This is a genomic window from Mycobacterium sp. NGS24 (assembly GCF_059813065.1).
The window spans coordinates 153111-165178 of record NZ_JCALDW010000005.1 but is presented as its reverse complement, the minus strand read 5'-3'; the positions used below and the strand labels follow the sequence as shown (position 1 = coordinate 165178).

12 protein-coding genes are annotated in these 12068 nt (G+C 68.8%); 8 read left to right on the top strand and 4 right to left on the bottom strand.

Annotated elements, in window-relative coordinates; genetic code table 11:
- Positions 1–180: 180 nt before the first annotated feature.
- The 4 genes from AC5Y6Y_RS09805 (at position 181) to AC5Y6Y_RS09790 (ending at position 5122) form a co-directional block, all read left to right on the top strand.
- Entirely contained in the window at positions 181–1368 is a 1188-nt protein-coding gene (locus AC5Y6Y_RS09805) for an NAD(P)/FAD-dependent oxidoreductase (RefSeq protein WP_499929901.1), read from the top strand.
- Positions 1365–2273 (top strand): RNA polymerase sigma-70 factor, encoded by a 909-nt coding sequence (locus tag AC5Y6Y_RS09800; protein WP_463827436.1) that lies wholly within the window; start codon positions 1365–1367, stop codon positions 2271–2273. Before AC5Y6Y_RS09805 ends, AC5Y6Y_RS09800 begins: the two co-directional genes overlap by 4 nt.
- Positions 2274–2319: 46 nt before the next feature.
- Positions 2320–3573, top strand: coding sequence for an aminodeoxychorismate synthase component I (locus AC5Y6Y_RS09795; RefSeq protein WP_499929798.1), 1254 nt, complete (start codon positions 2320–2322; stop codon positions 3571–3573).
- 139 nt (positions 3574–3712) lie between these two features.
- The gene (locus tag AC5Y6Y_RS09790) at positions 3713–5122 is read left to right on the top strand and encodes a hypothetical protein (RefSeq protein WP_499929796.1); all 1410 of its coding nucleotides are present in this window, start codon (positions 3713–3715) and stop codon (positions 5120–5122) included.
- A gap of 9 nt (positions 5123–5131) precedes the next feature.
- Here AC5Y6Y_RS09790 and rsmI read toward each other — a convergent pair whose 3' ends face one another.
- Positions 5132–5995 (bottom strand): 16S rRNA (cytidine(1402)-2'-O)-methyltransferase, encoded by an 864-nt coding sequence (gene rsmI / locus AC5Y6Y_RS09785; RefSeq protein WP_499929794.1) that lies wholly within the window; start codon positions 5993–5995, stop codon positions 5132–5134.
- A 99-nt stretch (positions 5996–6094) separates the two neighbouring features.
- On the opposite strand from rsmI, the gene AC5Y6Y_RS09780 reads away from it, so the two are divergent.
- A complete protein-coding gene (locus AC5Y6Y_RS09780; protein ID WP_463827512.1) occupies positions 6095–7597 on the top strand; it encodes a dolichyl-phosphate-mannose--protein mannosyltransferase in 1503 nt (500 codons plus the stop codon).
- Positions 7598–7938: 341 nt separating this feature from the next.
- Here the strand turns inward: AC5Y6Y_RS09780 and arcA are convergent, their stop codons facing one another.
- Positions 7939–9144 carry an arginine deiminase gene (gene arcA, locus AC5Y6Y_RS09775; RefSeq protein WP_499929792.1) on the bottom strand — a complete coding sequence of 402 codons (1206 nt, stop codon included), beginning with the start codon at positions 9142–9144 and terminating at the stop codon, positions 7939–7941.
- Between the two features lie 68 nt (positions 9145–9212).
- On the opposite strand from arcA, the gene AC5Y6Y_RS09770 reads away from it, so the two are divergent.
- The gene (locus AC5Y6Y_RS09770; protein ID WP_463827431.1) at positions 9213–9809 is read left to right on the top strand and encodes an alpha-ketoglutarate-dependent dioxygenase AlkB; all 597 of its coding nucleotides are present in this window, start codon (positions 9213–9215) and stop codon (positions 9807–9809) included.
- Between the two features lie 10 nt (positions 9810–9819).
- Here the strand turns inward: AC5Y6Y_RS09770 and AC5Y6Y_RS09765 are convergent, their stop codons facing one another.
- Entirely contained in the window at positions 9820–10479 is a 660-nt protein-coding gene (locus AC5Y6Y_RS09765) for a DUF5642 family protein (RefSeq protein ID WP_499929790.1), read from the bottom strand.
- A gap of 27 nt (positions 10480–10506) precedes the next feature.
- Entirely contained in the window at positions 10507–11178 is a 672-nt protein-coding gene (locus tag AC5Y6Y_RS09760) for a DUF5642 family protein (RefSeq protein ID WP_499929788.1), read from the bottom strand.
- 105 nt (positions 11179–11283) lie between these two features.
- Here AC5Y6Y_RS09760 and AC5Y6Y_RS09755 point away from each other — a divergent pair, with 105 nt between their 5' ends.
- Complete coding sequence (locus AC5Y6Y_RS09755) at positions 11284–11592, top strand: Ntn hydrolase family protein (RefSeq protein WP_463827428.1); 309 nt, start codon at positions 11284–11286, stop codon at positions 11590–11592.
- Positions 11592–12068 (top strand): linear amide C-N hydrolase, encoded by a 477-nt coding sequence (locus AC5Y6Y_RS09750; RefSeq protein WP_499929786.1) that lies wholly within the window; start codon positions 11592–11594, stop codon positions 12066–12068. The genes AC5Y6Y_RS09755 and AC5Y6Y_RS09750 overlap by 1 nt, the downstream gene beginning before the upstream one ends.

Genomic DNA, 12068 nt, shown 5'->3' with positions numbered 1-12068 from the left:
TTAGCACGCGGCCCCGATCCGGCCGCTGAAATATTGGTCACCCTGCCCGCCCGCGGGCCGGACTCCCGGCCGGCGAACGTGAGACAGCTCACAAAGCCGGCCGCCGTTGTCACGCTTTGGCGGGCTGCGGTGTCTCCAGTACATAACCCCGCACCAGAAACGGAGACAACGATGTCTGAAATGTTCGAACCGTCCGGCGCCCGCACGCGCGTCGTCGTGATCGGCGGTGGCTACGCCGGGACGATGGCCGCCAACCACCTTCGGCTGCGCGCCGACGTTGACATCACCCTGGTCAACCCCCGTCCGCAATTCGTGGAGCGGATCCGCCTGCACCAACTGGCCGCCGGGAGCGGCACCGCCACCGTCGACTACGGCACCCTGCTGGGCGGCGGCATCCGTCTGGTCGTCGACAGCGCCGAGCACATCCACGCACCCGCGCGGCGGGTGTCGCTGGCCTCGGGGGGCGCGCTGGAATATGACTACCTGATCTATGCGGTCGGCAGCACCGGCGCCACCCCGGTCGCGGTGCCCGGCGCGGCCGAGTACGCCTACAGCCTCGCTGAACTGGAAGACGCGCAACGACTGCACTACGCGCTGGCCGACCTGCCCGACACCGCCACTGTGACCGTGGTCGGCGGCGGCTTGACCGGTATCGAGGCGGCCGGCGAACTCGCCGAGCGGGGATTTCCGGTGACCCTGGCCTGCGGGGGCATCCTGGGTCCGTCGTTGAGTGGCCCGGGCCGGCGTTCGGTGGCGCGGCACCTGCGCAAGCTGGGTGTCACCGTGCTCGAGTCCGCCACCGTCAGCGAGGTGCGGTGGAATTCGGTGGTGTTCGGTGACGGGACGATCGCGCCCAGCGCGGTGACGGTGTGGACGGCCGGATTCGGCGTGCCGGACCTGGCCACCCGCAGCGGTCTGCGCACCGACACGCTGGGCCGTCTGCTCACCGACGAAACGCTGACCAGCATCACCGACCAGCGCATCGTGGCCGCCGGGGACGCTGCCGCACCGTCCAACCAGCCGCTGCGGATGAGCTGCCAGGCGGCGATCCCGCTGGCCGCCCAAGCCGCCAACACCGTGCTGGCTCGCGTCGCCGGGACCGCGCCGGCCGCGCTGAACCAGGCCTTCACCGGGCAGTGCGTCAGCGTCGGGCGCCGCTACGGCACCATTCAGCTGGCCCGCACCGACGACACCCCGATCAGGTTCTACATCGGTGGCCGGCTGGCCGCGTCGATCAAAGAGGTGGTCTGCAAGGGCACGGTGTGGGGCCTGCGCAAGGAGAGCGCCAAGCCCGGCTGGTACCGCTGGCTCAAGGGTGGTCGCCGACCCGCGCAGCTGACCCGTGACGAGCAGGTCGCGGTCCGTTGACGCAGCCGCCGAAGGACAGCGGCGGGCACGCAGAACGATTCACCCTGCTGCACCCGCTGCTGTTCACCATCGCCTACGAGATCTTGGGTGCGGCAACCGAAGCCGACGACGTGCTGCAGGACAGCTACCTGCGCTGGGCGGAGGTGGACCTGGCGACGGTCCGCGACACCAAGTCCTACCTGGCCCAGCTGGTCACCCGCCAGTCACTCAACGCATTGCGGGCCCAGGCCCGGCGTCGGGAGGAGTACGTCGGACCCTGGCTGCCCGAACCGCTGCTGCTCGACGACCAGGATGCGGCGGCCGATGTCGTTCTGGCGGAATCGGTTTCGATGGCCATGTTGGTGCTGTTGGAGACACTGAGCCCGGACGAGCGCGCGGTGTTCGTGCTGCGGGAGGTGTTCGGCTTCGACTACGCCGAGATTGCCGGCGCAGTCGGCAGACCCACGCCGACCGTGCGCCAGATCGCGCACCGGGCGCGGGAACACGTCCAGGCGCGGCGCAAACGGTTCGGCGACGTCGACCCGGAGCGCAACGCGCAGATCACCCGGCAGTTCCTCACCACAGCGGCCGACGGCGACGTGGCGGCGCTGCTGGAAATGCTCGCGCCGGACGCGGTCTGGATGGCCGACGGCGGCGGCAAGGCCACTGCAGCCCGCAAACCCATCGCGGGTGCCGAGAAGGTGGCCAAGGCGATTATCGGTCTGCTGCGCAAGACGCAGGCGCAACTGCAGGTGCAGACCGTCACCTGCAACAGCGCCCCGGCCGTGGTGCTGTACCTGGGCGGTCAACTGCAGGGTGTGATCACCGTGGAGATCGTCGGGGACAAGATCACCAACTTCTATGCGATGCGCAACCCGGAGAAATTGGTGGCCCTGGGCAACCCGCGACAGATCAGTCGGCGCTGATACCACCCTGGCGTGCGGAAATCCGCCGTTCTGTCAAGCTAGGGCGGTGCGAATCGAGCGTCTCGGCGATCTGGGCGGCGCACCGCAGGTGCTGCGCGCGGTCGGCCGTGCCACAGTGCGCCTGGGCCTGCCGCCGCCGGCGGCGCTGACCGGCGAGTGGTTCGGCGCGCTGGCCGTGATCGCCCCCAGCGTCGCAGTGCGGCCAGTCGCCGTGCGCGACGCGTTCGCCGGGACTGCGGGTGCGGTGTCATCGCAGCTCAGTGCCGTGGGAGGCGGCTGGATCGGCTACCTGTCCTACCCCGATCCCGGCGCGGACGGACGGCCACACCGGATTCCCGAGGCGGCCGGTGGCTGGACCGACTGCGTACTGCGCCGCGACCCCGCCGGGGTGTGGTGGTACGAGAGCCTCTCGGGTGCCGCGATGCCGGATTGGCTGGCCGACTCCTTGGCGGCCCCGGCAGCAAGAACGGCACCAATGTGCCAGATCGAATGGGATGCCGCAGACCGGGCAGCACACTACAAAGGTGTGCTGGCGTGTTTGGATGCGATACGCGCCGGCGAGGTCTACCAGGCGTGCGTCTGCACTCAGTTCACCGGGACGGTGCGTGGTTCGTCGCTGGATTTCTTCGCCGACGGTATCGCCCGCACCGCCCCGTCCCGGGCCGCCTATCTCGCCGGACGGTGGGGTGCGGTGGCCTCGCTGTCTCCCGAGCTGTTCCTGCGCCGTCGGGGTGAGTTCGTGACGTCCAGTCCGATCAAGGGCACCCTGCCGCTGGACGCCTGGCCGTCGGCACTGCGGGCATCTCCCAAGGAAGTGGCCGAGAACATCATGATCGTGGACCTGGTCCGTAATGACCTTGGCCGGGTAGCGATTACCGGCACTGTCACTGTTCCGGAGTTGTTGGTGGTCAGGCGCGCGCCGGGCGTATGGCATCTGGTGTCCACGGTCTCGGCGCGGGTGCAACCCGAGCTGCCGACCGCAGCGCTGCTGGACGCCGCTTTTCCCCCGGCATCGGTTACCGGTACTCCTAAAATCCGTGCCCGCCAACTCATTTCACAGTGGGAACATCGTCGGCGCGGAATATACTGCGGCACAATTGGTTTGATATCTCCGGTGGCCGGTTGCGAGTTGAATGTCGCGATCCGCACCGTCGAATTCGATGCTGAGGGTCAGGCCGTCCTCGGTGTCGGCGGCGGGATAACCGCCGATTCTGTACCCGCCGCCGAGTGGGCGGAATGTCTGCACAAGGCCGCTCCGGTGATCGGCCTGCCCAGCACCACCTCCAGTCGCGTGAGTTAGCTGAGCAAATATCGAGCGGCTCAAGCAGCTGCCGCGGATTTCGCCGAACGCCCACATGAGTCGCCGGGTGCGCATAAGCTGCTGCCATCGATGCGTGTTTTCGCGCATCAGGGACGCGAGCGGGTGCGAAAGGTCTGTCATGAGAGTTGCCATCGTCGGCGCTGCGGCGGCGGTCGTCCTGGGTGGCGCACTGGCGGTTGCGCCGCTGACCGTCTCCAACCAGAGCAAGGTCCTGTCCGGCGGCACCTGCACCGCCGGCAAGCAGTGCGACAAACTCGCGTCGGTGCTGATGCCGGAAACCGGCAAGCCGTCTGCGGTGGCACCCAAGGCCGCACCCTCGGTGATCGAACCCCCGCAGACGCCGTCGTCGGCATTAGCCCGGCCCGCCGGCCCGGCACCGGCGGCGTACACCAATCCCGGCGGCGGCAGCAACGGCTCGGCGATACTTCCCGATGCCTCGAGCGCCACCAGCCCGTCCCTGCCGCCGGCCGCGGCACTGCCGCCCGGCTACAACGACGGCCTGCCGGGCATCGGCCCGATTCCCGGCGTCGGCATCCCGGGTGTGCCCGACCTGTACGGTTACGCCGGCGGTATGGCCGGGCTGGCCGGGCTGCCCTACGGGGTGAACGCCGCATCGGCCGTCGTCAACGGCGTGCTGGGTGTCGGTAACACGGTGGCCAGCGTGGTCAGTACCAGCGCGCTGGCCGTCACCTACGTGGTGCTGGCCTACAACGCCCTGCAGTCATCGGGCATCCTTCCGGTCGCACAGAACGGCGTGCAAGGGGCGTTGAGCTCGGTCAGCAGCATGCTGTTGCCGACGGCCGGGGCCATCCTGCCGGCGGCGGCGCTGCCGGGGTTGAGCCTGCCGGGACTGCCGAACCTGAACCTGCCCGGGCTGCCCGGGATTTCGCCGGCCGGACTGATCGGTCTGGCCGGGGCGGGCGGTCTACCCGGGGTGAACCTGCCGGGACTGCCCGGCATATCGCCGGCCAGCCTGATGTCGCTGGCCTCCAACGCACTGCCCGGGCTGCCGGGTGTGTCGCCGACTGACGTACTGGCGATGGCAGCGGCCGGCGGCATCCCCGGCCTGCCCACGCTCTCGGCGGTCAACCCGTCCGTGCTCGCGGCCGCCCTGCCGGCGCTGACGGCCGGCATCCCGGGTCTGCCCCCGATCCCCGGCATCGATCCGGCGATGCTGACGGCCGCGCTGCCCGCATTGGCCGCCGCACTACCGGCGCTGAACCCGGCCATGCTGGCCCAGGTACTGCCCGCCCTGGCCGGCGGCGCCCTGCCCGGTGTGGATCCGGCCATGCTGGCCGCCGCCCTGCCGGCGCTGCTCGGCGGCGCACCGGCGCTGCCGGGCGTGGACCCGGCCATGCTGGCTGCGGCGCTTCCGGCGCTGGCGGCCGCTGCCGGCATCCCGACCGGCCTTCCGGCCCTGCCGGGCCTGCCGGGGCTGCCCGCACTTCCAGCATTACCGGCCCTGCCGGCACTGCCCGGCCCGCCGCCGCACCCGCCGCTGTGCATCCCCATGGGGCCCTGCATCTGACGTGAGGGGTTACTCCTCGCCAGACTCGTCGCGCCGGGACTGCAGAACCGCTTCGTAGAGTTGCCGCGGACGCACTTCCGGATAACCGGCGGCGACATGGCTGCAGGCGTCCTTGATCCGGATGCCGCCGTCGATCAGGTTCTCCACCTCCACGACCAGATCGGTCACCAGGGCGGGCACGTCGGTGCGCGGGCTGGCCCCGGCCAGCACGACGGTGATCTCGCCGAGCACCCCACCGGCCGTCCACGCCACCAACTCGTCCAGCGAGCCGCGCACCACTTCCTCGTGCACCTTGGTCAGCTCGCGACAGATCGCCGCTTGACGCTGTCCACCGAGCTGTTCCACCGCGTCACGCAGGCAGGCTGCCAACCGACGCGGCGACTCGAAGAACACACAGGTACGCCGCTCCTCGGCGAGTGAGGCCAGCCAGCTGCGCCGCGCCGAACCCTTCCGCGGCGCGAAACCCTCGAAGCAGAACTTCTCTGCCGGCAGCCCCGAGACCACCAGCGCCGTCGTCACCGCCGACGGTCCGGGTAAGCACTGCACGGGCAGGCCGGCCTCGACGCACGCCGTGGTCAGCCGGTAGCCGGGATCGCTGATGATCGGCATGCCGGCGTCGCTGACCACCAGCACCGTCGCCCCGGAGCTGATGGCCTCGACCAGGGCGCCAACCCGGGTCGACTCGACCCGGTCGAACAGGCTCAACACCCGGCCCGCGATCCGGATGTCGAGCGCCTTGGCCAGGTTGCGCACCCGCCGGGTGTCCTCGGCGGCCACTACGTCGGCCTCGGCCAGCGCCCTGATCAGGCGAGGCGACGCATCCGATGGCAGGCCCAACGGAGTCGCGCCGAGCAACAGTCGCCCACTGGTCATGACCGACAGCCTACGATCGACGTGATGACAGCCCCGCCCCGAGAAACCTCCGTCTTGCCGGAGGACCCCGTCGAGCGGCCTGCGACGCCCCAGATACCCATGGCCAGCCCCGGGCTGTTACGTCCCGTCGCCGACTTCGGTCCGCTGGATCGTTCGCGCGGCTGGATTACCACCGGGGTGATCGCTGCGTTCGCGGCGCTGACCCGATTCCTCAACCTGGGCTCGCCGACCGACGCCGGCACCCCCATCTTCGACGAGAAGCACTACGCGCCGCAGGCCTGGCAAGTGCTCAACAACCATGGGGTGGAAGACAATCCGGGGTTCGGCCTGGTGGTACACCCGCCCGTCGGCAAGCAACTGATCGCAATCGGCGAGGCACTGTTCGGGTACACCGGCGTCGGCTGGCGGTTCACCAGCGCGTTGCTGGGCGTGATCATGGTCGTGTTGGTGACGCGGATCGTGCGCCGGATCAGCCGCTCGACCCTGGTGGGCGGCATCGCCGGCGTGCTGGTGATCTGCGACGGCGTCAGCTTCGTCACCGCCCGGACCGCGTTGCTGGACGGCTTCTTGACATTCTTCGTGGTCGCCGCATTCGGCGCGCTGATCGTCGACCGCGACCAGGTGCGGCAACGCATGCACGTCGCGTTCCTCGAGGGACGCTGCGCAGCGACGGTGTGGGGTCCGCGCCTGGGCGTGCGGTGGTGGCGGTTCGGCGCCGGGGTGCTGCTCGGGCTGGCGTTCGGGACGAAGTGGTCCGGGTTGTATTTCATTGCGTTCTTCGGCGTCATGTCGCTGGCCTTCGATGTGGCGGCCCGCCGCCAATATCAGGTACCGCGCCCGTGGCTGGGCACGGTGCGCCGCGACCTGCTCCCCACCGCATACGCGCTGTTGGTGATCCCCTTCGCCGTCTACCTGGCCAGCTATTCGGCGTGGTTCGCGTCCGAGACGGCGATCGATCGTCACCAGGTCGGCCAGACGATCGGTCCGCACAGCGTGGTCCCGCTGCCCGACGCCATCCGCTCGCTGTGGTGGTACACCACGAAGGCCTTCCACTTCCATTCGACCCTGACGAATTCCGCGGGCAACTATCACCCGTGGGAATCCAAACCGTGGAGCTGGCCGATGTCGCTGCGGCCGGTGCTGTACGCGATCGACCAGAACAACGTGCCGGGCTGCGGCGCCCAATCGTGTGTCAAAGCAGTCATGCTGGTCGGCACCCCGGCGATGTGGTGGCTGGCGGTGCCGGTGCTGGTGTATGCGTCCTGGCGGATGTTCATTCGCCGAGACTGGCGATACGCCGCGGTGTGGGTGGGCTACTGCGCCGGGTGGCTGCCGTGGTTCGCCGAGATCGACCGGCAGATGTACTTCTTCTACGCGGCGACGATGGGCCCGTTCCTGGCCATGGCGATCGCGCTGATCCTCGGCGACATCCTGCACCAGCCCGGCCAGAACAAGGAACGGCGCACGCTGGGGATGATCCTGGTGTCCTGTTATGTGGCATTGGTGGTGACCAACTTCGCGTGGCTGTTCCCGGTGCTGACCGGATTGCCCATCTCCCAGCAGACCTGGGACATGGAGATCTGGCTGCCCAGCTGGCGGTAGCGCCCGGGCCAGGCTGACGCAGAACGCCGAGCGTCACACCAGCGTGGCGCTGGACGCCGAACGACCCCCCACATCGCCGAATGTCGCCCCCGCTGTCGCCCAGCGTCACGCCAGCGTGGCGCTGGACGCCGAACGTCCCCACACATCGCCGAACGTCGCCCCGCTGTCGCCCAGCGTCACGCCAGCGTGACGCTGAACGCCGAACGTCACACCAGCGTGACGCAAGACGCCGAACGCCCCCACACATCGCCGAACGTCGCCCCGCTATCGCCGAGCGTCACGCCAGCGTGGCGCTGACGCCGAACGTCACACCAGCGTGACGCCCCACCCGACACAAGAGCTCACAGCGGGTCGCGGGCGGCTGGACAGGACATGCACCGGGGCCCGCCGCGCCCCGTCCCCAATTCCGACCCGGCGATGGTGAGTACCTCGATGCCGGCGTCCTGCAGGCAGGCGTTTGTCGCCACATTGCGTTCGTAGGCGACGACAACACCCGGCGCGAGCGCCAGTGTGTTGTTCCCGTCGTCCCACTGTTCGCGTTCGGCGACGTCCGGGTCGCCGGTGTCGATCACTCGCAGCTTGTCGATCCCCATCGCCTCGGCGGCAGCCGCGACGAACGGGACGGCGTCGCTGATGGTCACCCCCTCAGCGGTGCGCGCAACGGTGAAGGCCGAGAGCGTGTCGACGACGTTGGCGTACATCACCGCGGCATCGGTGTCGACCATGGTGCACACCGTGTCCAGATGCATCTGCGCGCGCTGCTGGGCGATCGGCACCGCCAGCACGGTATGCGCCAGGTCGTCGTCGAACAGACTGCGCGCCAACGCTTCTGCACCGGCCGGGGTGGTTCGCTCCCCCACCCCCACCGCGATCACCCCCGGCGCCAGCAGCAGCACATCACCACCCTCGACCGGAGCGGTGCGCGATTCGTAGGCGCGCCGCACGCCGGTGAACCGCGGGTGGTGGGCATAGATGATGTCGGTCAGCGACGCCTCGCGGACCCGCGCCCGCAGGGCCAGCGACGGAATCACCACCCGTGGCCCGATCCAGATCGACGAGTCACGGGTGAACACCAGGTTGGGCAGCGGGTCGATGACAAAGTCCGCGCCGTGCTGCATGCGCAACACCAGGGAAACCTCGGGACGGGTAGCGGCCGGCAATTCGTCGAAGGTCAGTCCGGCCGTCAGCACGTGGGCCAGCGCCTCAGGTTTGAGTCCGCGCAGGTAGGACGAAAGTGATTGCGCCAGAGGCGTTCCGAGTCGGCGCGTGTCGACGGCCGCGGCAACCCCCTGCATCCGCGCGGCACCGCTGTGCTGCAGCGCCTCGGTCAACAGCTGTGCGAGCAGCAGTACTTCCACGCCGCGCGATCGCAGCACGTCAGCGAACTGATCATGTTCGTCCTGCGCACGCGAAACCCAGGGCAACCCGTCGAACAACAGTTGGTCGTTGTTGCGCGGGTTGAGTCGACGCAGTTCGTCGCCCGGCCGGTGCAGGATGGCGACCCGCAACGTCCCCACCTCGGAATTGGTCCCCCACGCCGCTGACACGCCTCAAACGGTAGCCGCGCCGGGGCCAGCAGGCGCGACATCGAACTGATGTGCGATAAACTCGGCCCGTGGCGATCGCGGTTCAGGGCTCGCTATTCGAGCACAACGAGCGACGATTCCTCGGCGACGGTGCTTTCATCGATGTCCGGGCGAACTGGCTGCGCGGCTGTGATGGTCTGCTGGAAGCACTGCTGACCTGCGTGCCGTGGCGGGCCGAGCGCCGGCAGATGTACGACCGGGTGGTCGACGTGCCTCGACTGGTCAGCTTTCATGACCTGACCGTCGAGGATCCACCGCATCCCGAGTTGTCCCGGCTGCGGCGTCGACTCAACGACATCTACGGCGGAGAACTGGGTGAGCCGTTCACCACCATCGGGCTGTGTTGCTACCGCGACGGATCGGACAGCGTGGCGTGGCACGGCGACACGGTCGGGCGCAGCAGCTCCGAAGACACCATGGTGGCGATCCTCAGCCTTGGCGCGACCCGCACCTTCGCCATGCGTCCGCGGGGCGGCGGGCCGTCGCTGCGCCTGCCGCTGGCGCACGGGGATCTGCTGGTGATGGGCGGCTCGTGCCAACGCACCTGGGAGCATTCGGTGCCCAAGACGTCGGCGTCGGCGGGTCCACGCGTGAGCATCCAGTTCCGCCCCCGCAATGTGCGATAGATCCCAAGCGTCAACCGCGCACTGCGGCAACCGCTTTGACCAGTAGGTCGCGGGCGCGCTGGGTGTCGACTTTGGCCACCGGCTGACCCGGTATCACCAGCGGGTTGGCGATCACGATCACCTGGTAGTCCCCGAATTGCGCGGAATAGTCGTACAGTTCGCCGGTGCGGGCCGCGCCCTGAAGGAGTGCCTGCAGCACGCGGTGCACGCCCTGGGTGTGGACCCCGTCGATGTGGGGTGCGTCGACGACTTCGATCGCGCCGCGCAGCTGAGCACCGGCGAAGCCCACGCGCGCGCAGTCCTTGCCGGGATCGTTGACCGGCAGCGCGGTGGAGGTTTCCATCGCGATCGCCACGAACCGGTTGCCGTTGCCTTCGGCTGAGATGGCGGCCATGTTGCCCTGCAGGCCCGGCGGCATGTCCGGCCCGACCGCTGCCTTGGCGCAACTCGCCGGATCGAAGGTGAGCCCGTCGGGCAGCTTGCGGGCGGCGAAAAACTGGGGATCGATCGCCTGCGGCGTGATGTGGGTGACCTTGAATTCCGGCCCGAAGGTGGACTTCGCCTCCGCGATCTTGGCGATGTCGGCCTTGATCGGCTGCGCGGACTTGGAATCCGGCGAACAGCCGACCAGGACGCACACCGATCCGAGGGCGAGCACCAGCTTGAACATCGTCGCCAATCTACCCAACGCGGATGCTCAGCTGCGTAACGTCGACACGGTTTTGACCAGCAGATCGGCGGCGTACTGCGCAGGCAGCGCCGGCAGCATCGAGCCCGGGTCGTTGGTCAACGTGGTGAATACGTAGAAATCGCCCAGATAGGCGCCGAATGTGTATGCCCGGGAGGCGATTTCGCTGCCCGACTCGACGGCCGACCGGATGTCGGCGACCATGCCGACGGTTTGCGCGCCGTCAATGTGCGGCGCATCGATCAGCGCGATACTCGCGACAGTGCGCCCCGCAGTCAGATCCCAGTGCGCGCAACCGGTTACGACATGGTGGTCCAGTTGCGCGGGCCTCGGCAGCGCCACCACCACCGCATCCACGATGCCGCCCGACCCCGACCCGGAAACGCCCTGGGCGGACTTTTCGCGGCCGCCGGCCGGATCGGACAGCGTGGTGCAGGCCGCAGGATCCGCCGCAGTATCGGCACCGAGTCCCCAGATTGCCCGCGGCGACGGCGCGCGTGGCACCTGCGTCACCTCGTACCCGGGCGGCAGCTCGCGGGCAACCCGCCTGATATTTGCCGGGGTTACCGCGACAGTCGGTGGCTCCGGAGACGACGACGAGGACACGGGCGGCGGTGCGCTCTGCGGGCCGCATGCGGCCAGCAGGACCACCAGCGGGGGGCCAATCCACGACGGCCGCATGATCGTTGATATCACGGGTGCCGGGCGGAGTCCGGTAGCTCGGCGGTCGTGTGCACCCGAGTGCTGTGGAATACCGACGGCCATCCCGTTCTGTGCGGCCGGAGCATGGATTGGCGGGAGACCACCGAACCGCTGATCGTGGCGTTTCCGCGCGGCAGCGGGTTGCTGGGCGGGCAGCCGGTGGTCGCCGACAGTGCCAGGCGCTGGACCAGTCGGTACGGCGGCCTGGTCATCATCGTCTACGGCATCGGAACCGTGGACGGCGTCAACGAACACGGCTTGGCCGCGCCTGCGCTGTACCTGAAATCCACCGATGTCGGCTCGCGCGACCCGCCAGACCGGCATTGCACACCGGCCTGCAGGCGCAATGCCTGCTCGACCAGGCCGGCACCGTCGCCGAGGCGCTCAGTTTGATGGATGAGGTGCAGCTGGTGATGGTCGGTGCCCGCGGACGCCAGGGCACGCTGCGCCTGGCCCTCGAGGACGCCGCCGGCGACTCCGCGAGCATCGGATTCGACCACGGCCAGATGGCGGTGCACCAAGGCCGTCAATACACCCTGATGACCAACGATCCCAGCTACAACAAGCGACGCGAATTGCTTTCGCGACAATACTTTTCCCATTCCAGCCGAGATATGCCGTTGCGCGGAAACGTCAATCCCGTCGACCGCTTCCAGCGGGCGGCGAATTACCTTGCGCTGCTGCCGGAGTCCGATCTCACCGATCGGTTGTACTTCTTTCAATTGATCACCAGCCCGAATGCGATCTGGGTTGAACTCGACGGTCTCTACCTCAGCGAAGGTGGTCAGCCGAGCGCGGTCGACGCCTATGACGAATCGCCGATCGGCAATGTGACGGCACGATTCACCGCGCGCCAGCCAGCCTTCTGA

What these genes read in the sequence shown, in the direction of transcription:
- AC5Y6Y_RS09755 (WP_463827428.1), top strand. Translation starts at nt 11,284, where the DNA reads ATGGATTGGCGGGAGACCACCGAACCGCTGATCGTGGCGTTTCCGCGC.
- rsmI (WP_499929794.1), bottom strand. Translation starts at nt 5,995, where the DNA reads ATGACCAGTGGGCGACTGTTGCTCGGCGCGACTCCGTTGGGCCTGCCA.
- AC5Y6Y_RS09750 (WP_499929786.1), top strand. Translation starts at nt 11,592, where the DNA reads ATGGATGAGGTGCAGCTGGTGATGGTCGGTGCCCGCGGACGCCAGGGC.
- AC5Y6Y_RS09780 (WP_463827512.1), top strand. Translation starts at nt 6,095, where the DNA reads ATGGCCAGCCCCGGGCTGTTACGTCCCGTCGCCGACTTCGGTCCGCTG.
- AC5Y6Y_RS09790 (WP_499929796.1), top strand. Translation starts at nt 3,713, where the DNA reads ATGAGAGTTGCCATCGTCGGCGCTGCGGCGGCGGTCGTCCTGGGTGGC.
- AC5Y6Y_RS09765 (WP_499929790.1), bottom strand. Translation starts at nt 10,479, where the DNA reads ATGTTCAAGCTGGTGCTCGCCCTCGGATCGGTGTGCGTCCTGGTCGGC.
- AC5Y6Y_RS09760 (WP_499929788.1), bottom strand. Translation starts at nt 11,178, where the DNA reads ATGCGGCCGTCGTGGATTGGCCCCCCGCTGGTGGTCCTGCTGGCCGCA.
- AC5Y6Y_RS09805 (WP_499929901.1), top strand. Translation starts at nt 181, where the DNA reads ATGTTCGAACCGTCCGGCGCCCGCACGCGCGTCGTCGTGATCGGCGGT.